Source organism: Nakamurella panacisegetis (assembly GCF_900104535.1).
Taxonomy (GTDB): domain Bacteria; phylum Actinomycetota; class Actinomycetes; order Mycobacteriales; family Nakamurellaceae; genus Nakamurella; species Nakamurella panacisegetis.
Genome location: NZ_LT629710.1, coordinates 2,723,173 through 2,748,832, shown reverse-complemented (window position 1 = coordinate 2,748,832; position 25,660 = coordinate 2,723,173). Strand labels below are relative to the sequence as shown.

Sequence of the window (25,660 nt, the reverse complement as noted above, 5' to 3'; positions counted from 1 at the left end):
CGCCGGGTGTGCCCGGCGATCCCGGTCCAACTCAGAACAGGTCGTCGTCGGTGTCCTCGTCGCCGCGCCGCCCTTCCCGACCCGGGAGCCGGGCCCCCAGCTCACCCAGCTCGGCCGCCGGTTCCGGATCGGTCCGCGGGACGACCGGTGTGTCCTCGGGCCGCGGGGCGACCGCCTCCCCCGCGGACGGGACGTGCAACCCGTCGATGATGCCGGACTCCAGCGGCTCTGACGAGCGGTACATGGCCCGTACCTGGTCGCGGTCGATCCGGCCGAGCTCGTTGCGGGGCAACCGGTCGACCAGGTGGTACGACCGCGGACGCTTGAACACCGGGAGCCGCTCGGCGACGTACTCGTCGAGGTCGGCCTCGGTCGGGTGTTTGCCCCACAGCGGCACGATGACGGCCGCCACCGCCTCTCCGGCCCGACCGGTCACGCCGATCACAGCGGCGTCCCGGACGTAGGGATGGCCGGCCAGGACGTCCTCGATCTCCCGCGGATACACCGTGAACCCGGCCACTCGGATGGTCTCGGTCGCCCGGTCGACCAGGTGGAGCTCGCCGACGTCGTCGAAGTAGCCGAGGTCGCCGGTGGTGAACCAGCCGTCGGCGGTCATCCCGCTGGTGTCGAGGTCGACCGTCGCTCCGCTCGCCCCGGTCTCATCCCCCGTCGCTCCGCTCGCCCCGGTTCCATCCCCCGTCGCTCCGCTCGCCCCGGTTCCATCCCCCGTCGCTCCGCTCGCCCCGTCATGTGGCAGCCAGTAGCCCGAGAACAGCGTCGGCCCACTGATCTGGATCCGGCCGACCTCTCCGCCGACCGCGTCCGCGCCCAGGTCGTCGACCGCGCTCTCCGGGCGACCGTCGGCATTGACGTCGCCGCCGTCCTCGCCGACGATGCGGAGCGACACTCCCCGTAGCGGCTTGCCGACCGAGCCGACTCGGGACGCCTTCGTCATCAAGCTGCTCGAGATGACCGATGCGGACTCCGAGATCCCGTAGCCCTCCCAGACGCTCTGCCCGGTCAGGGCCTTGATCGCCGAGAAGTCCGCCGGATCCAGGGGTGCCGCGCCGGAGGTCATCAGGCGGACGGATGCCAGCGCACGTTCGACCCCGCTGACGTCTCGCAGCCGTCGGTACAGGCTCGGCGCCCCGGGAACGATCGTCACGCGGTGCCGCCGGATCGCCGCGACCACGGTGTCCAACCAGGCATGCGTGCCGTCCGGACGATCAGGGATGACGCCGGCCGCGCCGACCAGGGTCAGCGGCAGGAACGCGGTGACCCATCCGGCCAAGTGGTAGGTGGGCAACACCAGGACCGCGCGGTCGTCCGCGCGCAGTCCCAGTCGCGGAGTGGCGGAGATGGCCTCGACGGCGGCCAGAATGGCCCGGTGCGACACCATCACCGGGCGGTCACTGCTGGCCGCCCGGGCCAGCACGGCGAGATCCTCGCCCGACCCGACGGGATCGAACTCGGCGGCCGGGCGCCCCCACCAGAGAGCAACCGCCTGCGGGGACACCTGGATCGGCACCGGCACGGTGACCGGCGCGGTGATGGCGGCGGACGCCCCCACTCGCGCCACGATGGACGACAGGTCGGCACGATCGGGACCGATCGGCACGGCGACCAGACCCGCCCTGGCCACGGCGAACAGGGCCGCGATGATATCGGCGCCGGTCTCCAGCGAAACGACCACCCGGCTGCCCGGGGTGAGACCAGCGGCCACCAGTTCGGCCGCACCGGCGTCGACGGCGCGGTCCAACTCGCGCCAGGAGCGCGTGCCGTCGGACAGGATCAGTGCTGAATGGTCGCCGAAGGCGGTTGCCGCGGCCCGGAGCAGATCGGACACGTTGCCCCGGGGAGTCCCGCTTCCGCTGGTGGTTGCTGACGTCATCACACCTCGATGGCTGGCACGGACGGTCGGTTCGAGTGCCGGCTGCGCACTCGGTCCGACGATAGCCGTATGGCCCGACACGGCGCGGAGGTCGGTGTGGATCGTGGGTCGCCCGGGCACGGCGCGCCGGCCGCGCTGGTTACTCTGAACCGAACCCGAACCGCTCCGGACCCGAACCCGGACCGGGGTCGTGCCGAATCGAAAGGTGGTCCACTGGTGAGAATTGCCCGCGCCGGGAAGACCCGCGAGGCGGCCGAGCGCGCTCAGTTGGCCGGGGAGGCTTCCGCGGAGGCGGCCTACCAGGCCGAACACGCGCCGGACGAGACCGGGACGGCACCGCCGGTGCTGCCCGGCGCCGATCTCACGGCGGCGGCATTCTTCGACGTCGACAACACGATGATGCAGGGCGCGTCCGTCTTCCATTTCGCCCGGGGACTGGCCGCGCGAAAGTTCTTCACCACCGGTGACCTGGTTCGCTTCGCGGTCCGTCAGGTGAAGTTCCGGGTCGGCGGCGAGGACATGAACGACGCGTCCAACGCGCGGGAGGAGGCCCTCTCGTTCGTCGCCGGCCGCAGCGTGGCCGAGATCGTGGCGCTCGGCGAGGAGATCTACGACGAGCTGATGGCCGACCGGATCTACCCCGGCACCCTGGAGCTGGCCCGGCGTCATCTCGAGGCCGGCCAGCGGGTGTGGTTGGTGACCGCGACCCCGGTCGAGCTGGCCCAGATCATCGGGCGCCGGCTGGGGCTGACCGGCGCGCTGGGCACGGTGGCCGAGAACGACGACGGCATCTACACCGGCCGACTGGTCGGCGAGTTGCTGCACGGCAAGGCCAAGGCGGCCGCGGTACGCGGTCTGGCTGCGCGGGAGGGCCTTGATCTGCGCCGCTGCACGGCCTACTCGGATTCGGTCAACGACGTGCCCATGCTGTCGGTGGTCGGCACGGCGGTGGCGATCAACCCGGACAGCCAGCTGCGCGACATCGCCCGTCGTCGGCACTGGCAGATCCACGACTACCGGTCGGGCCGCAAGGCCGCCCGGATCGGGGTGCCGTCGGTGCTCGGCGCCGGCGCGATCGGCGGAATGGTCGCCGCGGGTTTCGCCCTGCGACGCCGGCTCCGCTGACGGCCCGAGCCGGCTCCGCTGACGGCCCGAGGCCGTCGAAGGCACGCGGCCGCGCCCGTCCCCGGTGCGCAGGCCTATCCGAGGTAAGGATGCCCGCGGCGTAGCAGCAGCCGGTAGAGCGCCTGCTGAATCGTCTCCCGTACCCGGTCGGCCAGGTTGAAGACGACCATCGGATCCTCCGAGGCCCCATCCGGGAGGTGGTCCGTCGCGATCGGTTCGCCGAACTCGATCAACCACTTGCTCGGCAGCGGGATGGCGCCCAGCGGCCCGAGCAGCGGAAAGGTCGGCGTGACGGGGAAGTACGGCAGGCCCAGGGCACGCGCCAACGGCTTGATGTTGCCGAGCAACGGGTAGATCTCCTCGGCGCCCACGATGGCACACGGAATGATCGGCACGCCGGTGCGGATGGCCGCCGCGACGAACCCGCCGCGACCGAACCGCTGGAGTTTGTAGCGCTGGGAGAACGGCTTGCCGACGCCTTTGAAACCCTCCGGGAACACCGACACCGCCTCGCCCGCATTCAGCAGGCGTTCGGCATCCTCGTTGCAGGCCAAGGTGTTTCCCGCCCTGCGGGCCAGCGGCCCGAGCACCGGGGTGTCGAAGATCAGGTCCGCCCCGAGCATCCGGAGGGGCCGGTGCGCCGGGTGGTGGTCGTGCAGGGCGACGGCCGTCATGACGGCGTCCACGGCGATCGTCCCGGAGTGGTTGGCCACCAGCAACGCGCCACCGGTGGACGGCACGTTCTCGATGTCGATGGTCTCGATGCGGAACCACTTGTCGTACAGCAGCCGCAACGGGGGCAGCAGAACGTGTTCGGTGAAGTCGGGGTCGTAGCCGAAGTCGTCGATCTCGTACTCGCCGTTGAGCCGGCGGCGCAGGAACGCCAACGAGCCGGCGACGTTCCGCTTCCATCCCGCTTCCGGCGACGCAGTGGCCGGTGTCGGCGGCGCCTGGGCGCCGTCCATCGGATCCCGCCGGTTCGGGTCGGGCGGGTTCACCGCTTCCTGCCGTCGACGCGGCCCGGAGGCGCGGCGGACCGATCGCCGCCGACGCTGAACAGACGGGGGCGGTCGGGGGAAGAGCTCTCGGGCCCGGCCGGGCGTGCCTCGGACTCCCAGAGCCCGGTCGGCTCCGGCCGGACGCCCAGCCGGGAGGCGATGGCGACCTCGGCCTGACGAACGACCCGAGGGTCGAGAGCCGGAGCCAGCCGACCGACGAAGTCGTCGAAGGCCGCGGTGGTGCTGAACTCCGGGTCGAACCCGACGACGTCGCGCAGCCGCGAGGTGTCCAGCACCCGGCCCGCGGCCAACAACCGCACCTGCGCGGCCGAGAAGGAGCCGAACCCGCCGACCCCGAGCAGCCGGAACGCACGACCGACGCCGTCGAGGGCGGGCGACGGGATCGGCAACGGCAGCCGGCCGGCCCGATGAATGGCCTGGGCCACCGTCATGGCCCCGGCGCCGGCGACGTTCACGATGCCGGCGAAGTCGCCCAGGGCCAGGTGTTCCAGCAGGGCCACCGCATCGGACTCGTGGACGAGCTGGAGGCGGGCGTCATGGCCGGCCGCCATCGGGACGAACGGGCTCATGGAGAAGTACTTGGTCAGCGGGGTGCGGACGGTCGGGCCGATGATCTCGGAGAATCGCGGCACCGCGACCCGGACGTCCGGGCGACGGCGACCGAAGCCGCGCACGTAACCCTCGATGTCGATCGCGTCGCGCGCCAGGCCGGTCGACGGCACGGACCGGGCCAACGTCTCCTCGGTGGCCACGGCCGGATCCCGCGAGGATCCCCCGTAGACCGCGGCGGTCGACCGGACGATCAGGTTTTTCAGCGTCTCGGCTCGCTGGCACGCGGCCAGTAGCTGGATGGTGCCGAGGACGTTCATCTCCTTGGCCATCGTCCGCGCGGCCGAACCGCTGGGCGTCGAGGACGCCGATGCGTGGATCACCGTGTCCACCCCGGCCGCGTCGATGACCCGGGAGATCAGCGGGTTGCGGATGTCGGCGCGGGCGAACTCGGCCCCGCCCATACGCAGCCGCGCGGCCGGTTCCGGCAGGGCGGCGTCCACTCCGATGACGCGATCGACCCCCGGGTGCGCGGCCAGCCGGCCGGCCAGAGCCGACCCGATGTAGCGGGTGACCCCGGTGACCAGCACCGTCAGGCCGATCACGACCGGTCCGGGAGACGACAGACGCGCGGATCGACGGCGCGGCAGTCAAGCCGCGGCCATTGGTCGATCCGCGCGTGGGTCACTTCAGCCGATACCTCCGGCCTCGTTACTTGCCGGCCTTGCGACGGGCCACTCGGGTCTTGCGAAGCAACTTGCGGTGCTTCTTCTTCGCCATCCGCTTGCGACGCTTCTTGATCACAGAACCCATGTGCAGACCCTCTTGCCTTGAACGACCCGGCGATTGCCACCGGATGGTGTTGATCGGAAAATGCTTGACACGAACCGACGGACGCCCGCGAGGACTCGCCGTCACACGGCGATGCCGCCGGTTCTCGAAGGGGAGTCTACCGGCTGGTCACGACGCGTCCGAACGACGAGTCGACCCCGACCCGACGTCAGCCGACGTCGTTGTACGCCGTCCGCAGGTACTCGTGCACGGCTCTCTCGGGGACCCGGAACGACCGGCCCACCCGTACCGCGGGCACCTCGCCGGAGTGGACGAGTCGATACACCGTCATGCGGGAGACCCGCATGACGGTGGCCACCTCGGCCACGGTCAGAAACTTCATTTCCGCCAACGGAGACTCCCGCTGAACGGGGTCTTGTGGCTCATTCGCCATAGGGCACCGTCTTCCAGTACGGATCGCGCCGCCGGCTTCCCCTCCGGTGGACATCACGTCCGTGCAGCCTGAACTCTAGCGGTACTGGTGGGACTAAAGCGATGGGTTCTTTTACTCGCCCTTCACGGATCCGTCAGCGTGACACGCCGTGACGCTCCAAGATCTCTGGGTGACGGTCGGATGGCCGTCAGTCGTGTGCCCGGCCGAGTTCCACCGAACGGAGGGCAGCAGCCTCGATGGCCGAGAGCAGGGCCGCCCGGACGGCGTGGTTCTCCAACTCGCGGATGGCGGCGATCGTGGTGCCTCCGGGTGAGGTGACGGCCTCGCGAAGGGCGACCGGATGCTCGCCGGAGTCTCGCAGCATCGTCGCCGCTCCAACCGCGGACTGGATGATCAGCTGGGTGGAGACGTCCCGCGGGAGGCCGAGCAGGATGCCGGCGTCGATCATCGCCTCGACCAGGAAGAAGAAGTACGCCGGGCCGGAACCGGACAGGGCGGTCACCGCGTCCTGCTGGGTCTCGGCCACCCGGACCACCTTGCCGACCGAGGACAGCAGATCCTCCACCAGTTGCAGGTGCGCGGCGGTGGCGTGGGTGCCCGGCGAGATGGCGCTCATCGCCTCTCCCACCAACATCGCCGTGTTCGGCATGACCCGCACCACCGGCGTGCCGGCCGGAAGGTGACGTTCGTACAGGCTGGTCGGCAGCCCCGCCGCCAAGGAGACGACCAGTGTTCCGGACGTGATCGAACCGGCCAGGCTGACCAGCAGGGGCTCGATGTCCTGCGGCTTGACCGCCACCACCAGCACGTCGGCCGTCCGGGCGGCCTCCTCGGTCGACACCCCGCGGACGCCGTACCGCTCGGTCAACTCGGTGACCCGTGCCGGGTACCGCTCGGTGAACATCAAAGATTCGGGGGTACGGCCGGCGGCCAGCACGCCGGACAGCAGCGCTTCGCCGATCTTGCCCGCACCCAGGATCGCAATCGTCGTCATGGTGGACAACCTAACCAGACGCGCGCGACCGGACTTCCCGCTACGTCGCGGTCGGCCCGATCACGGTGGGCGCAGTCAGCAGCAGGGCTGTGGCCATGGCGGCCCGGCCCTCACCGCGGCCGGTGAGCCCGAGACCGTCGGTGGTGGTCCCGGCGACCGAAACCGGTGCGCCGACCACGGCGGTGAGGACCCGCTCGGCCTCCAGGCGGCGCGGCGACAGACGCGGCGTGTTGGCCACCAGTTGCACAGTGGCGTTGGCAACGGTGAACCCCGCGGCGCGCACCCGGTCGACCACCTCGGCCAGCAGGGTCGACCCCGAGGCCCCGGACCAGCGCGGATCCGATGTGCCGAACACGCCGCCGAGATCGCCGAGGCCGGCCGCCGACAACAGCGCATCACACAGGGCGTGGGCCACCACGTCGCCGTCGGAATGGCCTTCGCAGCCGTCGTCGTCGGGGAACAGCAGCCCGGCCACCCAGCAGGGCCGACCCGGCTCGATCGGGTGGACGTCGGTTCCGCTGCCGATCCGGGGGGTGGCGAACATGGCTCTGGCCTCCTGGAGATCGGCCGGGGTGGTGACCTTGAACGCCGCCCGGTCGCCGGGTACCAACGTGATTTCCACACCGAGGCGCTCCACCAGACCGGCATCGTCGGTGGCGGTGATGCCGTCGGCGTTCGCGCGGTCATGGGCCCGGCGAAGGATTTCCGGGTCGAAGCCCTGCGGCGTCTGGACGATGCGGAGATTGTCCCGGTCGACGACCGCCGGCGGGTCGACCGAACGGATGGTGTCGGCGACGGGCAGCGCCGGGATGACGGCCGGCGCGCCGTTGCGGACGGCCGCGATCACGGCCTGGATGACGTGCACCGGCACGAAGGCGCGGGCGGCGTCGTGCACGAGGACGACTTCCGCGCTCGGGCGCACCCGCTCGAGCAGCGCCCGGACGGACGCGACGCGATCGGCCCCGCCGATCACGACCTCGGCCAGGCGACCCAGGCAGCCTTCGGCGAGGGCGACTTCGTCCGGCCCGACGGCGACGACGACCCGATCGACTCCGGCCTCTCGCAACCGGCGCACGGCATGCACCAGCAACGGCGACGGGCCGACCATCGCGAATGCCTTGGGGATGCCCAGCCCCAGCCGCTCACCGCGACCGGCGGCCGGAACCAGGGCGACAACCGTCACGCCCAGGCCCCACCACGAGAGTGAGGACCGGGCGATCGGCGTTGATCAGGAAGCAAGTACCTCGTCGAGGATGCCCTCGGCCTTGTCCTCGTTGGTGCCCTCGGCCAGTGCCAGCTCGGAGACGAGGATCTGCCGGGCCTTGGCCAGCATCCGCTTCTCGCCGGCCGAGAGACCTCGCTCCTTGTCGCGACGCCACAGGTCGCGAACCACTTCGGCGACCTTGTTGACGTCACCGGAAGCCAGCTTCTCCAGGTTCGCCTTGTACCGGCGCGACCAGTTGGTCGGCTCTTCGGTGTGAGGTGCACGAAGCACGTCGAACACCTTGTTCAGTCCCGTCTGGTCAACCACGTCACGTACGCCGACGATCTCCGCGTTCTCAGCGGGAACCTTCACCGTCAGGTCGCCCTGGGCAACCTTGAGGACGAGGTAAAGACGTTCCTCGCCCTTGACGATCCGCGTTTCGGTGGCCTGGATCAGAGCGGCCCCATGATGGGGGTAGACGACAGTCTCGCCGACCTTGAAAACCATGTGTCCGGTACCCCTTTCGATGACTCCATCTTAACACGACTTGCACCGTTGGATCGACTCGTTGGTGCAGGTCAGAGCGCACCGGTGAGCCTTGACAAGCGTCGCCCTGCGTGCATTCGGCGAGGCGTCCCGGTGCCGCGCGGAGCGCACCGCGGGTGCCGACGGGGAGAGATCAGGGACGGGCCGGACGGCCCGAGATCCGTTGCTCCGAACCGACTCCGGGGCATCGCGGGCCGTCCCGGGCGGCGGCCCGACGAGCGCTGTGACGAGGGCCGCCCGGCCACGGGCGCGCCCGGTGGCCGGGACGACCCCGGAGCCGACTAATCTGATCCGAGATCACCCGACGGCGCCGCCGCCGGTTGGATCGACGTTCGATCGATCTGCTCTTCGAGGACAAAGGGGAACCGCCGTGTCCCGCACCGCCCGTCTGCCACGCCGCGTGCTCGTGCCCGTGGCCGCGGTTCTTGCTGCGGCACTGACCCTGTCCGGGTGCGCCGCCGGCCAGATCTCGCAGACCGCCAACCAGGTGGCCGCCATCGACGGGGCCAACGGCACCTCCGGCAACATCGGCGTCCGCAACGCCCTGCTGGCCGTGCCGACCGGCGCCACCCAGAAGACCGGGTACGCCAAGGGCGCGGACGCGCCACTGGAACTGTGGGTCTCCAACGCGGGCCTCGACACGTACAAGCTCAGCGGCGTGACGTCCTCGGCGGCCGCATCGGTGCAGATCACCGGCTCGGCGGCGGTGCCGCCGCAGTCCCTCACCGACTTCACCGGCACGTCCGTGACGCTGACCATGAAGAACCTGACCAGCGCGGTCACCTACGGCCAGTCGGTGCCGGTCACGTTCACGTTCGATCCGGGCACGGCCAACCCGACCGGCGCGGGGCCGGTGACCGTGACCGTCAACGTCCCGGTGGCCATCCCGGCCGAGCGCACCGGTGGCCGCCCGACCATCGTCATCCAGCCCACCGAGGGTGGCAACGTGTGGGACTCCGAGTCGCCGGAGTCCTCCGGCTCCGGGGGCTGACACTCCGCCGCGCACTCACCCGAAACGGGCCGGACGTTCTTCGTCCGGCCCGTTTCGCGTCCTCCCCGGCCCTGTCGGTGCAGTGAACTAGTGTTCGAGTCATGTCAGGAACCTCTTCGTTCTCGTCCCGTCCGTCCGCCGGGAGCAGCGCGTCCTCGCGGGCGGCGGCCAGGGCCGCCCGGCCGGCGTTCCATTGCACCGAGTGCGGCGCCTCGGTGGCCAAGTGGGCCGGGCGGTGTCCGCAGTGCCAGGCCTGGGGCAGCTTGTCCGAGGTGGGCGCCACCCGGGCCGTGCTGCGGAAGGTGACGGCCGGGCCGGTGACGGCGGCCGCCCAACCGATCGGCGAGATCGACGCCACGCAGGTCACGGCGAAGCCCTCGGGCGTCGCCGAACTCGACCGGGTGCTGGGGGGCGGCCTGGTGCCGGGCGGGGTGGTGCTGCTGGCCGGTGAACCCGGAGTGGGCAAGTCGACCTTGCTGCTCTCCGCGGCTCACGCCTGGGCGAAGACCCACCGCACCCCGTCGCTCATCGTCACGGGGGAGGAATCGGCGCCGCAGGTGAGGATGCGGGCCGACCGGATGGGGTGCCTTCATCCCAATCTCTATCTCGCGGCCGAGACCGAGATGTCGGCCGTGCTGGCCCACATCGATGCCGTCAATCCCGGGCTGCTGATCCTGGACTCGGTGCAGACGGTGTCGATGGCCGAGGTCGACGGCAGTGCCGGCGGCGTGACCCAGGTCAGGGCCGTGGCCGCGACCCTGACCGCGATCGCCAAGGAGCGCGGCATCGCCTGCGTACTGGTCGGCCACGTCACCAAGGACGGCGCGATCGCCGGCCCGCGGGTGCTCGAGCACCTGGTCGATGTCGTTCTGCACTTCGAAGGCGATCGGAACTCGCCGCTGCGGTTGATCCGAGGGGTCAAGAACCGGTTCGGGCCGGCCGACGAGGTCGGCTGCTTCAAGATGGTCGAGGACGGCATCGTTGGCCTGACCGACGCGTCGGGCCTGTTCCTGTCCGGACGCAAGACCCACATCCCGGGAACCTGCTCGATGATCACGATGCAGGGTCGTCGCGCCATTCCGGTCGAGTTGCAGGCCCTGGTCAGCGGGACGGAGGGCGACGGTCCACCCCGGCGGACCTTCTCCGGGCTCGATGCCTCGCGGGCGGCCATGGTGCTGGCCGTCCTGCACCGTCTGGGCGGGGTCAGTGTGGCCAAGAAGGAGGTACTGGCGGCGACGGTCGGTGGGGTGCGGATCAATGAACCGGCCGCCGATCTGCCGCTGGCCATGGCCGTGTGGTCATCGGTGCGCGACATCCCGCTGGCACCGGGCCTGGTGATGTTCGGCGAGCTCGGCCTCTCGGCCGAGATCCGTCCCGTGCAGAACATGGACCGGCGCCTCGCCGAGGCGTCACGGCTTGGATTCGATCACGCGGTCATCCCCGGCGGGGGTGACATCCACCGGCCGACCGGCATGCGCGTCGACCGGGTGGAGGACCTCGGCGAGGCCATGCGCGCCCTGGGGAACGACTCGGGGGTCACCCGCTGGTTGGAGCGCCGAGCGAACTGAGCGTCAGTGCGATGCGTCCGGCCCCTCCCCGCCGCGGGCGGGCCGCGGCTCCGGAGGGCGGCGCGGAGTCCGTGTCACTGGCCGTGACCGTCGACAAACTAGACTCCCGCTAACTGGAAGTGCTGACAGCCTTGGGGGTACCGGTGGAGGACGAGCGGCAGTCTCTCGCGGCTCAGCGGGAGGTGCTGGCCCGGATCGCTCCCGGAACACCGCTGCGCGAGGGTCTGGAGCGAATACTCCGCGGTCGCACCGGGGCCCTGCTGGTCCTGGGGTACGACCCGACCGTGGAAGCGATGTGCGACGGCGGATTCCGCCTCGACGTGGAGTTCTCCCCCACCCGGCTGCGCGAACTGTCCAAGATGGACGGGGCGGTCGTACTCAACAACGACGCGACGCGGATCCTGCGAGCCAACGTCCAGCTGATGCCCGACGCCACCATCCCGACGGTCGAGTCCGGCACCCGGCACCGCACTGCGGAACGGACGGGGCTGCAGACCAACCTCCCGGTGATCGCCGTCAGTCACTCCATGGCGATCATCAGCCTGTACTTCGGCGGATTGCGGCACGTGGTCGCCGATCCGTCGACCATTCTTGGCCGGGCCAACCAGGCTCTGGCCACCCTGCAGCGCTACAAGTCCCGACTGGACGAGGTCACGGCGTCGTTGTCGGCGCTGGAGATCGAGGACTTCGCGACGCTGCGCGATGCGATGACGGTGCTTCAGCGGCTGATGATGGTGCGCCGGATCGCCGACGAGTTGACCAGCAGCGTGATCGAGCTGGGCACCGACGGCCGGCTGCTGGGCCTGCAGTTGGACGAGTTGGTGGCCGGTACCGAGGAGATGCGCGAACTTCTCATCCGCGACTATCTACCCACCGAACAGGCCGGACGGGACGTCCAGGACGTCGTCGCCGGACTCCGTCGGCTCAGCGAGTCCGAACTGCTGGACCTCACCGCCGTGGCCCGGGTGGTCGGATACGCCGCACAGCTCGACACCCTGGACGCGACCGCCAGCCCCCGCGGATACCGCCTGTTGGCCGGGATCCCGCGGGTGCCGCCGGCCATTCTGGACCGGCTCATCGCCCACTTCGGGAACCTGCAGGGCCTGCTCGCGGCGACGGCCGACGATCTCCAACTGGTCGACGGCGTGGGTGAGGGCCGGGCCCGGGTGGTCCGGGAAGGCCTCTCCCGCCTGGCCGAGTCATCGATCGTCGACCGGTACGGTGCGCCGCTGTAGAACCTGCTGGTGCGCCTGCCGGCTCAGCCGAGCGCCGATCAGCTACGCGAGCGCCGGTCAGTCACGAGATCGTGAAAGCGACCGGGGTCGCGATCAGCGAGCCGATGGTCACTCGCAGCTGGTATTTTCCGCCCGGGGCGACCACCCGGGCCGCGGTGCAGCCCGGGTTGGATGTGGTTCCGGACCATTTGATGTTGTATTGCACGGATTCTCCGGTCGCCAGCGTGCGCACGTCCGTACCCTCGCCGGGGAAGCAGTCCGACGTCGACCAGACCCTGGCGCCGGCCGCGGTGTAGACGGTGAAGACCTGCAGCGGCCCGGACAGATCGCGGGTGCAGGTGGTCGAGCTGATGTTGGTGACGGACACCCCCAGGATGGGCTGCGTCCCGGATGCGAACGTGGGCGATCCGGTGGTCGCGGTCACCTTCAGTGCCGAGTTCGCGCAGAGCAACCGGCCCTGGGCGTCGGTGCTCGGCGCCGGCGGGGCGGTCGTGCTCGGCGTGGTCTTGGTGGGGGTGGTCTTGCTCGTCGTGGTGGACCGGGCCGTGGTCGCGGTGGTCTTCGCCGTGCCGGTGCCCGACGCGGCGGTGGACTTCGTGGTGGACTTCGCCGGGACCGTGGATTTCGCGGTCCCGGTGGTCTTCGCCGTGGCGGTGGATTTCGCGGTCCCGGTGGTCTTCGCCGTCGGGGTCGCGTTCGCCGTGGTCGCAGGTCGGGTCGTGGCCGGCGTGGTCGAGCTGCCGACCGTCGGGCTGCTGGCCGCGGGCGAGGAGCCGATCGCCGCGCTGCTGCCCACCGATGACCTGGCCGGGCCCGAGGCGAGTACCCCGGTCAGTTGGGCCCGGGAGGAGAGCGCGGTGGCGGCCGCCCCGGACACCGGCGACGAGGTGGACTTCTTGGCTCGCCCGGCCACCAGGAAGATGACCCCGACCAGGACCGCGACGGAGGCAACGATCACGGCCACCCGGCGGAGCCAGTAGACCCTGGGTGACAGGGGACCGACGGGATGCATCACGGCTCGACGGTAATCTTCAATGGCAACGAATCCGTGGAAGCGCGGCCGACGAATCCTCAGTCGGGAGCGGATCACTTGCATCGACCACCGGAGAACGGGATTCCCAAGGCATGACGGCGACCGAGCACCGGCTGGACGTCGATCGACTACTCGTCTTCTTCGGCGATCACGGACGGGACCTGCCCTGGCGGCGACCGGAGGCCGGGCCGTGGGGAGTGATGGTCAGCGAGTTCATGTTGCAGCAGACGCCGGTGGTCCGGGTGCTCCCGGTGTTCGAGGCCTGGATGCGGCGCTGGCCGCGGCCGGCCGACCTGGCCGCGGACTCGTCGGGCGACGCGGTTCGGGCCTGGGGCCGGCTGGGCTATCCGCGCCGCGCCCTGCGGCTGCACGCCGCGGCCACCGCGATCACCAACGACCACGACGGTGCCGTACCCAGCGACATTCCCGAACTGCTGTCGTTGCCCGGAGTCGGCGAATACACGGCCCGGGCCATCGCCGCCTTCGCCTTCGGCGCACGCACCCCGGTTGTCGACACCAACGTGCGTCGCGTGCTGTCGCGGGTGGTGCGGGGCGTGGACAGCGTCCGGGAGCCGGCGACGCCGGCCGACCGACGTGAGCTGGAGTCGCTGCTGCCGACCGAATCGGTTCGGGCGGCCCGCTTCTCCGCGGCCGTGATGGAACTGGGCGCATTGATCTGCTCGGCCGGGGATCCGGACTGCGACCGGTGCCCGTTGTCCGGCCGGTGCGCCTGGCGGGCCGCCGGCTACCCGCCGACCCCGGCCCGACGGGCCGTGCAGGCGTTCGCCGGGACCGACCGTCAGGTCCGGGGCAAGATCATGGCCCTGCTGCGCGCGGCCCACGGGCCGGTCGCCGGGAGCGTCATCGACACCGCATGGCCGGATCCGATACAGCGAGACCGTTGTGTGGCGTCGCTGATAACCGACGGCTTGGCCGTCACCGATCGCGACGGCGGGTTGAGCCTGCCCGGCTAGTCGGGTCGACCGACCTCAGGCGGCCACCGTCAACTCGGCCGTTTCGATCCCGGCCTGCTCGCGGCGCCGGATCAACAAGGTTCCGAGTGTGCCCACGATCAGCAGCACGACCGGCGTGGCCACACTGATCACGGCGACCTCGCCGGACGGGATGGCATAGACCAGCCAGAGGCTCTGGCAGATCAGGTTGATGGCCAGGCCGGTGACCGAGACCCCACCGACATCGCTGGCCCGCAGGATCTCTCGCCACTGGGAGAGAAGGCCGAGGGCTGTGGGGATGAATACGGCAGCAGCGAACCAGAACGGTCCGAAGGCGAGATCGACGGTCACCGATGCCGCTGTCCAGACCAGGGGCAGCATCCACACTCCCGCCGCGGCCAGCCCCCGCATCCGGCTCAGCTGGCCCAGCACGGCCACCGCGGTGACGCCGAGAATCGCGTTGGGCAGGAAGATCTGGACGACGCCTTCGGTCAGTCCGTGCGCCGTCCAGCACAGCGACCCGACCACGGTGGTCTGCCAGATCAGCACGCTCACACCGGCCGACGAGCGGCTGCGCACGAATCGGATGGCCTGCGGCAGAGCGATGACGGCGCTGCACAGCGCAGCCATCCAACCGATCGCCGGAATCACGGACACGACGAGAACGCCTTTCTTCACAACGGGTTTTCTCGCGTAGCCGGCGGCACCGCCGGGGCGAATCGCACCAGGAGTGAAGCGGTGTCTCCGGTGTTCGATTCCACGATAGGACCGTGCGGTCGGTCGATCGGCCAACCACCGCCGGCGTGGACGTGCCCTTGGACACAGCAGAGCGGGCCGGACGATTTCTCGTCCGGCCCGCTCGGCCGTCTCGTCACCGGCGAACCGGTGGGGTATTACTCCTTCTCGAAGCTGATCCCGGAGCCACCCTCCGCCGCGAGAGCGGCGACGGTGTCGGGGATCTCCGACGGACGCGGCACTCCGACGAAGGTGAAGACCTTGTCGGCCCCCTCACCCTCGACGTCGACGGCCACGATCTGGCCGGGCTTGATCTCGTCGAACAGGATCTTCTCGGACAGCTTGTCCTCGATCTCCCGCTGGATGGTGCGACGCAGCGGCCGCGCCCCCAGCACCGGATCGAATCCGCGCTCGCCGAGCAGCATCTTCGCGGCGTCGGTGACTTCGAGCCCCATGTCCTTGTTCTTCAGGGCCGTCTCGACGCGCTTGAGCATGAGGTCGACCATGGTCATGATCTGCTCGGTGGTCAGCTGGTGGAAGACCACCACGTCGTCGATACGGTTGAGGAACTCGGGCCGGAAGTGGCGCTTGAGCTCGTCGTTGACCTTCGTCTTCATCCGCTCGTAGTTGGAATCCTCGCTGCCCTGCGAGAAGCCCATGCCCACGGCCTTGGAGATGTCCTGCGTACCGAGGTTGGAGGTGAACACGATCACGGTGTTCTTGAAGTCCACCGTGCGCCCCTGGCCATCGGTCAGCCGGCCGTCCTCCAACACCTGCAGCAGCGTGTTGTAGATGTCCGGGTGAGCCTTCTCGATCTCGTCGAACAGGACTACGGAGAACGGCTTGCGGCGCACCTTCTCGGTGAGCTGCCCGCCCTCTTCGTAACCCACGTATCCGGGAGGGGCACCGAAGAGCCGCGACGCGGTGTACCGGTCGTGGAACTCGCCCATGTCCACCTGGATCAGCGCATCCTCGTCGCCGAAGAGGAACTCGGCCAGGGCCTTGGTCAGCTCGGTCTTACCGACACCGGACGGGCCGGCGAAGATGAACGAGCCGGACGGGCGCTTCGGGTCCTTCAAGCCGGCCCGGGTACGACGGATCGCCTGCGAGACCGCCTTGACCGCCTGGTCCTGTCCGATGATCCGCTTGTGCAGCTCATCCTCCATGCGCAGCAGCCGGGAGGTCTCCTCCTCGGTCAGCTTGAACACCGGGATGCCGGTCCAGTTGGCCAGCACCTCCGCGATCTGCTCGTCGTCGACCTCGGAGACGACGTCGAGGTCGCCGTCCTTCCACGCCTTCTCGCGTTCGGCCTTCTTCGTCAGCAGCTGCTTCTCCGTGTCCCGGAGCGAGGCGGCCTTCTCGAAGTCCTGCGAGTCGATCGCCGATTCCTTCTCCCGACGAACTCCGGCCAGCTTCTCGTCGAAGTCGCGCAGGTCCGGCGGCGCCGTCATCCGACGGATCCGCATCCGGGCCCCGGCCTCGTCGATCAGGTCGATGGCCTTGTCCGGCAGGAACCGGTCGTTGATGTACCGGTCGGCGAGGGTGGCCGCGGCGACCAGGGCTTCGTCGGTGATGGTGATCCGGTGGTGCGCCTCGTACCGATCGCGCAGACCCTTGAGGATCTCGATGGTGTGGGCGACCGTCGGTTCACCGACCTGGATCGGCTGGAAACGACGCTCGAGAGCGGCGTCCTTCTCCACGTGCTTGCGATATTCGTCCAGCGTGGTGGCACCGATGGTCTGGAGCTCACCGCGAGCCAGCATCGGCTTGAGGATGGACGCGGCGTCGATCGCGCCCTCGGCGGCACCCGCGCCGACGAGCGTGTGCAGCTCGTCGATGAACAGGATGATGTCCCCGCGGGTACGGATCTCCTTGAGCACCTTCTTCAGCCGCTCCTCGAAGTCGCCGCGGTACCGGGATCCGGCGACCAGCGAACCGAGGTCGAGGGTGTAGAGGTGCTTGTCCTTCAGGGTCTGCGGGACGTCGCCCCGGATGATCGCCTGGGCCAGGCCCTCGACCACCGCGGTCTTGCCGACGCCGGGCTCGCCGATCAGCACCGGGTTGTTCTTGGTGCGGCGGGAGAGCACCTGCATCACCCGCTCGATCTCCTTCTCGCGGCCGATGACCGGATCCAGCTTGCCCTCGCGGGCCGACTGCGTCAGGTTCCGGCCGAACTGGTCCAGGACCAGCGAGGTCGACGGGGTGCCCTCCGAGCGACCACCTTCGGCGGCCGCTGTTTCCTTGCCCTGGTAACCCGAAAGCAGCTGGAGGACCTGCTGGCGGACCCGGTTGAGGTCGGCCCCGAGCTTCTGCAGCACCTGGGCGGCAACGCCCTCACCCTCGCGGATGAGACCGAGAAGGATGTGCTCGGTACCGATGTAGTTGTGACCGAGCTGCAGGGCCTCGCGCAGCGACAGTTCCAGAACCTTCTTGGCCCGGGGGGTGAAGGGGATGTGACCGGACGGCGCCTGCTGGCCCTGCCCGATGATCTCTTCGACCTGGGCCCGCACGCCTTCCAGCGCGATACCCAGCGACTCGAGCGCCTTGGCGGCGACCCCTTCGCCTTCGTGGATGAGACCGAGCAGGATGTGCTCGGTCCCGATGTAGTTGTGGTTCAGCATCCGGGCCTCTTCCTGGGCCAGGACAACCACGCGACGCGCTCTGTCGGTAAATCTTTCGAACATGTGCACTCCTTACGAGCGTGCGCGGCAGGGAGATGGCCGGGATTCGTGATGACCCGTGCCAGCGAGTTCGCCGACAAAAGCCACAACGGACTCCGATCGTCCGAGTCTAGTCGGGCCGGGCTCACGCTCCCCGGCCTTCCGTCCACCCATCAGGCTCGTTCTGCGCACCAGAACTGCCACCGTCCTTCTAACGCTGCTCCTAGCTGCGACGTTCCGCCAGGGCTGGCGCCTACGCCGAGGGCGAACAGCACGTCGTCGGCTCCGGGCGCAGCCGCCGACCGCGACCAAGGGCGGCGGAAAGCGCAACGACCCCCGGGCCCGTTGGCCTGGGGGTCGTTCTCGACGCACCGCCTCGAACGGAGGCGGGGTGGATCAGTGAGCGGACTCGAAGGCGTCCAGCACGGCCGCGGACAGGCGACCGCGCTCGGAGACCTCGTAGCCGGCCGCGCGGGCCCACTCGCGGATGGCCGCGGTCTGCTCCCGGTCGGGGGCGGTGCGGGCCGTCGACTTGGTGGCCTTCGCCGGCTTCGCCTTGGCTCCGCGAGCGGCGGCGACACGGCGGCCACCGTCGATGCGGCGCGCGTGAGCGGTGAAGTTGGCCAGCGCGTCGCGCAGCTTCTTGGCGTTCTTGTCGGTCAGGTCGATCTCGTAGTTGGCTCCGTCGAGCGAAAAGGAGACGGTCTCGGCAGCGACGGATCCGTCCAGGTCATCAACGAGACTGACGGTGGTCATGGTGGCCATGGATTTTCCTCCTGATAGGGCCAGGTCGGCCGCAAGTTGTTCTGCTTTCCAGCGTAGATCACAAAAGTGTAAATAACCAACAGGACCCGTACTTAGTGGGCTGGGCTACACGCCGGCGGCGATGCTTAAGCATTGCGCTGCGGCGATTGGCGGCCCCAAGTCCGCGACTAGTTGTTGTTGATTGCCGGTCCCTTACTCAGTCGCCCGGGCGGACGAACGGGAACAGGATGGTCTCCCGGATTCCCAAACCCGTGAGGGCCATCAGCAACCGGTCGACGCCCATGCCCATACCTCCGGCCGGCGGCATGCCGTATTCCATCGCGCGGAGGAAGTCCTCGTCCAGGACCATGGCTTCGACGTCGCCCAGCCCGGCGAAACGCGCCTGGTCGACAAAGCGCTCCCGCTGCACGACCGGATCGACCAGCTCCGAATAGGCGGTGGCCGTTTCGACACCCCGGATGTACAGGTCCCACTTCTCGGCCAGCCCCGGCGTAACCCGGTGGGCCCTGGTCAACGGGGATGTTTCGGCCGGGAAATCCCGGACGAACGTGGGCAGGACCAGCGACGGCACGACCAGCGCCTCGAAAAGTTCCTCGGCCAGCTTTCCCGGTCCGTAGTGCGGGGCCACCGCGACGTCGAACTTCTCGGCCAGCTCGACCAGCGCCGCCATGGGTGTGGTCACGTCGACCTCCATCCCGGCCGCCTCGGACAATGCGCCGTACAGCGTGATGCTTTCCCAATCCCCACCCAGATCGAAGGTCGACCCGTCCGCGTGCGTGACGTCGGTCGTACCGAAAATCTCGATCGCGGCATTCTGGACCAGGGTGCGCGTCAGCTCGGCCATGCCGTTGTAGTCGGAGTAGGCCTCGTAGGTTTCCAACATCGCAAACTCAGGTGAATGCGAGGAATCCGCGCCCTCGTTACGGAAGTTCCGGTTGATCTCGAAGACGCGGTCGATACCGCCGACGACGCAGCGCTTGAGGTACAGCTCCGGGGCGATGCGCAGGAACAGGTCCATGTCCATTGCGTTCATGTGGGTCTGGAACGGGCGGGCCGCGGCGCCGCCGTGCAGGACCTGCAGCATGGGCGTCTCGACCTCGAGGTAACCACGCTCGTGCAAGGTGTTCCGCAGCGAGCGGTTGACCGTCCCCCGCACCTCGACGTTGCGGCGAGCCTGCGGCCGGACGATCAAATCCACGTATCGTTGCCGGACCCGGTTCTCCTCGGACAATGGCTTGTGAGCCACGGGCAGCGGCCGCAGCGACTTGGACGTCAGCTGCCACGATTCGGCCAGCACACTGAGTTCTCCCCGGCGCGACGTGATGACCTCGCCGCGGGCGAACAAGTGGTCGCCGAGGTCGACGTGGGCTTTGAACGCAGCGAGCGACTCGGCACCGACCGAGGCCAGGGAGATCATCACCTGGAGCTCGGACCCGGTTTCTCCGGCGCCACCCTCGCGAAGTGTCACGAAACACAATTTGCCGGAGTTCCGGAGGAAGATGACCCGGCCCGTGATGCCGACCACCTTGCCGGTTCGTACATCGGGCTCGAGATCAGGAAACTCCGCCCGCAACTGCGCCAGGCCGGTCGTCCGGGGCACACCCACCGGGTACGGATCAATTCCGTCATTCAACAAACGGGCCCGCTTGTCCCGCCGCACCCGCATCTGCTCGGGCAGATCGTCGTCGACCGAGACCGGTCCGGCCGGCTTCGAATCGGACTTTCCCGGCACCAGGGCGGCGGGGACGTCGGAATGGACGGGTTCGGTGGGGTTGGCGCCGTCGGTCCGGCCGCCTGAAGTGGAGCTCACCCTTGAAAGACTACTTCGCGCGCGGGGGCCGGCCTGACAATGCAAGTCGGCGGCCGGGGCCGGGAACCGCCGGGGACGACCGAGCGGCCGTCGATCTCGTGGACAATTGTGGCTGTGACCACTCCGGGCGACCCGCATACGATCCTGCATCGCCGATCCTGGGTCGAGTTCGAGCAGGCGCACGCCCAAGAAGTCGATTCGATCACACGGGATCACCTGAGCCGGTCGTCGGCGAACCGGACCCACCCGGTCGAGGATTTCCTGTTCACCTACTACTCGCTGCGTCCGTCTCAATTGCGTCGCTGGTATCCCGGGGCCGGCACCGCCCTGCTGGACGCTCCGGAACGGACCGACTGGCGATTTCACCGGGAATTGGACATACCCGGCGAAGGGAGGGCAAACGCGGCCGACGTCGCTTCATTCCTTCAGGCCCGCGGCCCCAGTGTCGCGTTCATTCGACAACTGCTCACCCGGACGGTGGCGGCTCCCCCACAGTTCGGATGCTTCGGGTTGCACGAATGGGCCATGGTGTATCGCTCCGCGGACGACCGTCGTCATCTCGATTGGCCTCTCCGTCTGGGCAGCGGGGGCACCGACCAGGTGGTGGAGGATCATCAGATCCGCTGTTCGCACTACGACGCGTTCCGGTTCTTCACGCCGGCCGCACGACCGCTCAACCTGCTGGCGCCCGACCTGTGGACACGGGACCGGATGGAGCAGCCGGGCTGCCTGCACGCCTCGATGGATCTCTACAAGTGGGCGTACCGGTTGACGCCACTGGTCGGCAGCGCCGTCCTGCTGGACTGCTTCCGCTTGGCCCGGGATGTCCGGGAGGTGGACATGCGCGCATCGCCGTACGACCTCACCGGTCTCGGATATGCCCCGATCACCATCGAGACCCCGGCCGGCAAGGCCGAGTACGTGGCGGCGCAGCGCGCCTTCGCCGACCGCGGCCAGGCGTTGCGCGGCCGGTTGGTTGACGAGTTGGACTCGGCCTGCGAGGGATTCCGGTTGCCGGAGGTTGCCGACCGCGTGACCTGATCAGTTGCCGACCGCCTGACCTGCTCAGTCCTCGGCGCGGCGGCGACGGCGAGGGGTGGCCTCACTGGCGCCGTAGGCGGCCAGCAGGTCGGCCACGGAGATCCCGGCCGAGTGGCCGGTGCCGGCCAGCGCGTGCTCCGGCGGGGCACTCTCCTCCTCGGTCTGCGGTTCGGGTCCGGACTCGAGCGACCATCCAGCCTCGGGACGCGGCTCCGGCTGCGCCTCGGCTTGCGGCTCGGACTCCGGCTGCAGTTCGGCTTCCGGCTCCGGCTCCGGCTCCGGCTGCACTTCAGCTTCGGGCTCAGGCTCCGGCTGCACTTCAGCTTCCGGCTCCGGCTGCACTTCGGCTTCCGGCTCCGGCTGCACTTCGGCTTCCGGCTCCGGCTGCACTTCGGCTTCCGGCTGCGCCTCAGCTTCCGGCTGCACTTCGGCTTCGGGCTCGGGCTCAGGCTCCGGCTGCACTTCAGCTTCCGGCTCGGGCTCGGGCTCGGGGGCCGGCTGCGGCGCCAGCTCTGCTTCCGCCTCGGATGCGGGTGGTTCCACCGCCGGCTGCTCCGCGACGACCGGCTCCGCGACAACCGGCTCCGCGACCGGCGGGGCCACCGGAGCCGGGGCTTCGGGCACCGGCGGCTGGCTGCCGGGGCCGAACAGTCCCCGGGGGAACTGCACCGTGTCGTCGTCGCGGACCGGGTAGCCACCGAATCCGGGAGCGGCCGACGGTGGGCCGGACGGACGCCCGATGTACGGGCCGGTGGGCTCGGCCGAGCCTTCGATCTGGCCGGAGCGGGCCATCGCCGTGAGCCGGCCACGGCCGCTCTCCCCGACCTGGCGGACCCGGGTCGACTCGGCCGACAGGGTCAGCCGCTCGAACAGCAGGTCACCGTCCAGGAGGCCGGACAGGGTGGTGTTGAGGCGATCGAGCTGTTCGCGCAGGCCCGCCAGCTCCTCGCGGTGCCGCGCCTCCGCTTCCTCGCGAGCCGCCTCGGCCACCCCGATCTCGTACTCGCGGCGGGCGCTGATCTCGCGATGCAGTTCCAACTCGTACGTGCGCTTGCTGTCCTCCGCACGGAGTTCGGCGCTGCGGGCGTCACGCCGGAACCAGACCATGGCCAGCCCGGCGAACAGAGCGGACCACAGGCCGAGAACAACCGCGAGCCGCAACCATCGGACCTGGTCGGTCAGCACGACCAACAGGGTGGCCACTATCGCCAAGACGAATCCGGAGCCGAGGACCAATCGCGTGGCCATGGGTAATGCACCGCGACGAGGGCGGTTCGCGGCTGGGCTCATGGCCCACAGGGTACCGGGGCGTCGGCGTCGTACCGACGTTCAGCCAGGTGGGCCGTGCGCGTCTGTGTCGCTCCGACCCGGCCTGACGGCCAGCTCACTCCGACCGGAGCGGACCTCAGTCCGGTGCCCGGCAGCAGAACTCGAGGTACAGCGCACCGGCGCACATGACGACGGCGGACACCAGTCCCAGCGCCGCGGTGATCGCGTCGGAACGGGCGGCCGCCACCACCCCGGCGTTCGGCAGCACGTAGGCCAGCAGACCGATCCAGAGCCCGCCGGCGGCCGCCCCGGCCAAGGCGGTGGCCTTGGCCGTCATGACGGCCCGAGCCGCGACGAGCGGCGGGACCGGCGGCGGCACCGGCCGCCGGGAGGCCGGCGCGTCCGGACTGCGATCGGCCTGGATGCGCGTCCGGAGGCCGTTGCCGAACAGCGCCTCGCCGATGCCCAGGACGGCGGCCGTGACACCGGCGAAGCGGGGCAGCGGCGGGATGTGGCGATAGTTGAAGCGCACCAGAAGGTATGCGGCGATCGCGGCGACGAGGGCGACGGCGAGCAGATCGCGGGGACGGGTGGATCCCAGGCGCGTTCCGGGATCAGCTGACACGGCCGACCACCGTGATCTCCGCCGTCGCCAGGTCGGCCAACAGATCACCGATCGGCCCGTGCCCGGGGATCTGCGCGAACGGCTCGATCTCCATCCACGGCAACAGCACGAACGCCCGCTCGTGGGCCCGTGGGTGGGGCAGCGTCAGATCGGGATCCACTGACACGACCTCGTCCACCATCACCACGTCGGCGTCGAGAGTCCTTGGACCCCAACGGATATCGCGGACCCGCCCGGCGTTCCGCTCCAGCTCCCGGCACAGGGCGAGCCATCCGTAGGGATCCAGTTCGGCCCGGGCCGCCACCGTGAGGTTGTAGTAGTCGCCCTGCGGAACGGGCCCCCAGGGCGGGGTGCGGTAGACCGAGGAGACCGCGTCCACCGTCACCCGGGCGGTCAGCGTGGCCAGAGCCGCGGCCAGGTGTGCCCGGCGGTCACCCAGGTTCGACCCGAGGGAGAGCACGGCCCGGGTCACGGGAGCATCGGCGGTGCTCACTCCCCGCCTCGTCTCGTCGAGCGCCGGATGGTGACGGCCACATCGGCGAAGTCCAGCGGGATGGGAGCCTGTGGCTTGTGCACGGTCACCTCGACCGCATGGACGGCATAGGTCTGCATCACGGTGTCGGCGATCTCACCGGCGACCGCCTCGATCAGATCCCGCGGTGGGCCAGCGACGATCCCCGCGGCCAGATGGGCGAGTTCCCCGTAGTGCACCGTCGTGGTGAGGTCGTCCGAACGGACCGCCTCGGTCAGGTCGAGCCACAGGGTGACGTCCACGACGAAGTTCTGGCCGTCCCTCCGCTCGTGGTCGAAGACACCGTGGTGCCCGTAGACCTTCAGCCCGGTCAGGGCGATCCGGTCAGCCATCGGCGCGGCCCGGTCGTCGTAGGTGCCCCAGCTGGGCCCCGAGGTCGTCCGTCAGGATCTCCACCGGCGCGAACGGATCCCACCGGGTGTTGACCGCGTCCGGACGACGGACGGCCGCCGCCGCCATCGTCGCGAACGCGTCGCGGGTGGGCACCGGCTCGTGGACCCGGACGCCCCAGACTCCACGCTGCGCCGACAGCAGGGACACCGCCGCCGTGGCCGCCTCGCGTCCGGACGGTGGCCGGACCTCTCCGTCCGGATCGGCCAGCAGTTGCCCGAGAAAACCCTTGCGGGACGCGCCCACCAGTACCGGAAGCCCGAGCTCGACCAACTCGTCCAGCCGGCGCAGCAGTTCCCAGTTGTGCTCCGCGTTCTTCGCGAACCCGAGCCCGGGGTCGAGGATCAGGCTCCGCTCGTCGACGCCGGCGGCGACCGCGTGGTCGACCTGCCGCAGCAGTTCCTCACGCACCTCGCGCACCACGTCGACGTAGTGTGCCTGCTCGTGCATGGTCTGGCTGTGCCCGCGCCAGTGCATCAGGATCCAGGGCACCCCGGATCCGGCGGCCACCCGTGCCATGTCGGGATCGGCCAGTCCGCCGGAGACGTCGTTGATGACGACTGCTCCCGCGTCGAGGGCCGCGGCGGCCACGGTGGCCCGGGTGGTGTCGATCGAGCACAGCACCGCTTGGGCGCTCAGTTCACGGATCACCGAAATCACCCGGGCCGCCTCGGTGTCCGCGTCGATCCGGTGCGATCCGGGCCGGGTCGACTCGCCTCCGACGTCGACCACGTCCGCGCCCTGGGCCGACAGTTGCCGCCCGCGCTGAACGGCGAGTTCGGTGCGATCCCACCGGCCACCGTCGGAGAACGAATCGGGGGTCACGTTCAGGACCCCGAACACCCATGGCCGCGGCCCGAAGGCGGGGTACAGGGTTGCCTCGGTCACCGGGTTCTCACCGGCCCGTGATCAGGCTCATCGCCTCGGCACGGGTACTGGCCTGGCTCTGGAACAGGCCCCGAACCGCTGAGGTGGTGGTGATGGCGCCCGGTTTCCGGATGCCGCGCATGGCCATGCAGAGGTGCTCGGCCTCGATCACCACGATGACGCCGGCCGGCTGTAGCTTGCGGACCAGCGCGTCGGCGATCTGGGTGGTGAGGCGTTCCTGCACCTGCGGACGTTTCGAGTACCCCTCGACCACCCGGGCGAGCTTCGACAGGCCGGTCACCTGCCCGGCGCGACCCGGGATGTAGCCGACGTGGGCATGGCCGAAGAACGGCACCAGGTGGTGCTCGCAGGTGGAGTACATCGGGATGTCCCGGATCAGCACCATCTCCGAATGGTTCTCGGCGAAGACCGTTTCCAGGACCTGGTCCGGATCCACGTACAGACCGCTGAACTGTTCGGCGAAGGCGCGCGCGACCCGGGCCGGGGTCTCCCGCAATCCGTCCCGGTCGACGTCCTCGCCGACCGCGATGAGCAATTCACGGATGGCGGCCTCGGCCCGGACGTGATCGAACACCGGCCGGACCGGCGGCGCACCGTCGAGCAGTACCGGTG

General features: G+C 69.7%; 26 protein-coding genes. 7 read left to right on the top strand and 19 right to left on the bottom strand.

Annotated elements, in window-relative coordinates:
• Positions 1-31 precede the first annotated feature (31 nt).
• Complete coding sequence (locus BLS97_RS12125; RefSeq protein ID WP_090476207.1) at positions 32-1,891, bottom strand: class I adenylate-forming enzyme family protein; 1,860 nt, start codon at positions 1,889-1,891, stop codon at positions 32-34.
• Between the two features lie 216 nt (positions 1,892-2,107).
• Here BLS97_RS12125 and BLS97_RS12120 point away from each other — a divergent pair, with 216 nt between their 5' ends.
• The gene (locus BLS97_RS12120; RefSeq protein WP_231988072.1) at positions 2,108-3,016 is read left to right on the top strand and encodes an HAD family hydrolase; all 909 of its coding nucleotides are present in this window, start codon (positions 2,108-2,110) and stop codon (positions 3,014-3,016) included.
• Positions 3,017-3,090: 74 nt separating this feature from the next.
• Here the strand turns inward: BLS97_RS12120 and BLS97_RS12115 are convergent, their stop codons facing one another.
• The 7 genes from BLS97_RS12115 to BLS97_RS12085 form a co-directional block, all read right to left on the bottom strand.
• A complete protein-coding gene (locus BLS97_RS12115) occupies positions 3,091-4,014 on the bottom strand; it encodes a lysophospholipid acyltransferase family protein (protein WP_231988071.1) in 924 nt (307 codons plus the stop codon).
• The gene (locus tag BLS97_RS12110) at positions 4,011-5,189 is read right to left on the bottom strand and encodes an NAD-dependent epimerase/dehydratase family protein (RefSeq protein ID WP_172832267.1); all 1,179 of its coding nucleotides are present in this window, start codon (positions 5,187-5,189) and stop codon (positions 4,011-4,013) included. Before BLS97_RS12110 ends, BLS97_RS12115 begins: the two co-directional genes overlap by 4 nt.
• Positions 5,190-5,295: 106 nt before the next feature.
• A complete protein-coding gene (locus BLS97_RS12105) occupies positions 5,296-5,397 on the bottom strand; it encodes a 30S ribosomal protein bS22 (RefSeq protein WP_015746237.1) in 102 nt (33 codons plus the stop codon).
• 187 nt (positions 5,398-5,584) lie between these two features.
• Positions 5,585-5,758, bottom strand: a complete 174-nt coding sequence (locus BLS97_RS12100) for a helix-turn-helix domain-containing protein (protein WP_197676150.1) — start codon at positions 5,756-5,758, stop codon at positions 5,585-5,587.
• A 238-nt stretch (positions 5,759-5,996) separates the two neighbouring features.
• The gene (proC, locus tag BLS97_RS12095; RefSeq protein ID WP_090476203.1) at positions 5,997-6,803 is read right to left on the bottom strand and encodes a pyrroline-5-carboxylate reductase; all 807 of its coding nucleotides are present in this window, start codon (positions 6,801-6,803) and stop codon (positions 5,997-5,999) included.
• A 40-nt stretch (positions 6,804-6,843) separates the two neighbouring features.
• Entirely contained in the window at positions 6,844-7,986 is a 1,143-nt protein-coding gene (ispD, locus tag BLS97_RS12090; RefSeq protein WP_090476201.1) for a 2-C-methyl-D-erythritol 4-phosphate cytidylyltransferase, read from the bottom strand.
• A 45-nt stretch (positions 7,987-8,031) separates the two neighbouring features.
• Positions 8,032-8,514, bottom strand: a complete 483-nt coding sequence (locus tag BLS97_RS12085) for a CarD family transcriptional regulator (RefSeq protein ID WP_090476199.1) — start codon at positions 8,512-8,514, stop codon at positions 8,032-8,034.
• Positions 8,515-8,923: 409 nt separating this feature from the next.
• Here BLS97_RS12085 and BLS97_RS12080 point away from each other — a divergent pair, with 409 nt between their 5' ends.
• From BLS97_RS12080 to disA, 3 genes are all read left to right on the top strand, one after another.
• Positions 8,924-9,544: a hypothetical protein gene (locus BLS97_RS12080; RefSeq protein ID WP_090476197.1), complete on the top strand. Its 621-nt coding sequence runs from the start codon at positions 8,924-8,926 to the stop codon at positions 9,542-9,544.
• A gap of 101 nt (positions 9,545-9,645) precedes the next feature.
• Positions 9,646-11,112: a DNA repair protein RadA gene (gene radA / locus BLS97_RS12075; protein WP_090476195.1), complete on the top strand. Its 1,467-nt coding sequence runs from the start codon at positions 9,646-9,648 to the stop codon at positions 11,110-11,112.
• A 119-nt stretch (positions 11,113-11,231) separates the two neighbouring features.
• Complete coding sequence (disA, locus tag BLS97_RS12070; RefSeq protein ID WP_231988070.1) at positions 11,232-12,347, top strand: DNA integrity scanning diadenylate cyclase DisA; 1,116 nt, start codon at positions 11,232-11,234, stop codon at positions 12,345-12,347.
• 61 nt (positions 12,348-12,408) lie between these two features.
• Here disA and BLS97_RS12065 read toward each other — a convergent pair whose 3' ends face one another.
• Positions 12,409-12,714: a hypothetical protein gene (locus BLS97_RS12065; protein WP_157695381.1), complete on the bottom strand. Its 306-nt coding sequence runs from the start codon at positions 12,712-12,714 to the stop codon at positions 12,409-12,411.
• Here BLS97_RS12065 and BLS97_RS12060 point away from each other — a divergent pair.
• Positions 12,704-13,327, top strand: coding sequence for a hypothetical protein (locus BLS97_RS12060; protein ID WP_157695380.1), 624 nt, complete (start codon positions 12,704-12,706; stop codon positions 13,325-13,327). The genes BLS97_RS12065 and BLS97_RS12060 overlap by 11 nt on opposite strands.
• Positions 13,328-13,472: 145 nt before the next feature.
• Complete coding sequence (locus BLS97_RS12055; RefSeq protein WP_090476187.1) at positions 13,473-14,354, top strand: HhH-GPD family protein; 882 nt, start codon at positions 13,473-13,475, stop codon at positions 14,352-14,354.
• Between the two features lie 15 nt (positions 14,355-14,369).
• Here the strand turns inward: BLS97_RS12055 and BLS97_RS12050 are convergent, their stop codons facing one another.
• From BLS97_RS12050 to lysS, 4 genes are all read right to left on the bottom strand, one after another.
• Positions 14,370-14,990, bottom strand: coding sequence for a PQ-loop domain-containing transporter (locus BLS97_RS12050; protein WP_157695379.1), 621 nt, complete (start codon positions 14,988-14,990; stop codon positions 14,370-14,372).
• Between the two features lie 236 nt (positions 14,991-15,226).
• Positions 15,227-17,752: an ATP-dependent Clp protease ATP-binding subunit gene (locus BLS97_RS12045; RefSeq protein WP_090476183.1), complete on the bottom strand. Its 2,526-nt coding sequence runs from the start codon at positions 17,750-17,752 to the stop codon at positions 15,227-15,229.
• A gap of 372 nt (positions 17,753-18,124) precedes the next feature.
• Positions 18,125-18,493 (bottom strand): histone-like nucleoid-structuring protein Lsr2, encoded by a 369-nt coding sequence (locus tag BLS97_RS12040; protein ID WP_090476181.1) that lies wholly within the window; start codon positions 18,491-18,493, stop codon positions 18,125-18,127.
• A gap of 196 nt (positions 18,494-18,689) precedes the next feature.
• Positions 18,690-20,159: a lysine--tRNA ligase gene (gene lysS, locus BLS97_RS12035; RefSeq protein ID WP_090482039.1), complete on the bottom strand. Its 1,470-nt coding sequence runs from the start codon at positions 20,157-20,159 to the stop codon at positions 18,690-18,692.
• Positions 20,160-20,417: 258 nt separating this feature from the next.
• Here lysS and BLS97_RS12030 point away from each other — a divergent pair, with 258 nt between their 5' ends.
• A complete protein-coding gene (locus BLS97_RS12030) occupies positions 20,418-21,344 on the top strand; it encodes a 3-methyladenine DNA glycosylase (RefSeq protein WP_197676149.1) in 927 nt (308 codons plus the stop codon).
• A gap of 24 nt (positions 21,345-21,368) precedes the next feature.
• Here BLS97_RS12030 and BLS97_RS12025 read toward each other — a convergent pair whose 3' ends face one another.
• The 6 genes from BLS97_RS12025 to folE all read right to left on the bottom strand — a co-directional run bounded on the left by BLS97_RS12025 (position 21,369) and on the right by folE (position 25,652).
• Positions 21,369-22,634 (bottom strand): DUF6779 domain-containing protein, encoded by a 1,266-nt coding sequence (locus BLS97_RS12025; RefSeq protein WP_157695378.1) that lies wholly within the window; start codon positions 22,632-22,634, stop codon positions 21,369-21,371.
• Between the two features lie 115 nt (positions 22,635-22,749).
• Positions 22,750-23,238 (bottom strand): DUF3180 domain-containing protein, encoded by a 489-nt coding sequence (locus tag BLS97_RS12020; RefSeq protein WP_197676148.1) that lies wholly within the window; start codon positions 23,236-23,238, stop codon positions 22,750-22,752.
• On the bottom strand, positions 23,228-23,731 hold the full coding sequence (folK, locus tag BLS97_RS12015; protein WP_231988068.1) for a 2-amino-4-hydroxy-6-hydroxymethyldihydropteridine diphosphokinase: 504 nt from the start codon (positions 23,729-23,731) through the stop codon (positions 23,228-23,230). The genes BLS97_RS12020 and folK overlap by 11 nt, the downstream gene beginning before the upstream one ends.
• Positions 23,728-24,102 (bottom strand): dihydroneopterin aldolase, encoded by a 375-nt coding sequence (folB, locus tag BLS97_RS12010; protein ID WP_090476176.1) that lies wholly within the window; start codon positions 24,100-24,102, stop codon positions 23,728-23,730. Before folB ends, folK begins: the two co-directional genes overlap by 4 nt.
• Positions 24,095-25,048, bottom strand: coding sequence for a dihydropteroate synthase (gene folP, locus BLS97_RS12005; protein ID WP_197676147.1), 954 nt, complete (start codon positions 25,046-25,048; stop codon positions 24,095-24,097). The genes folB and folP overlap by 8 nt, the downstream gene beginning before the upstream one ends.
• Positions 25,049-25,055: 7 nt before the next feature.
• Positions 25,056-25,652, bottom strand: coding sequence for a GTP cyclohydrolase I FolE (folE, locus tag BLS97_RS12000; RefSeq protein WP_197676612.1), 597 nt, complete (start codon positions 25,650-25,652; stop codon positions 25,056-25,058).
• Positions 25,653-25,660 lie beyond the last annotated feature (8 nt).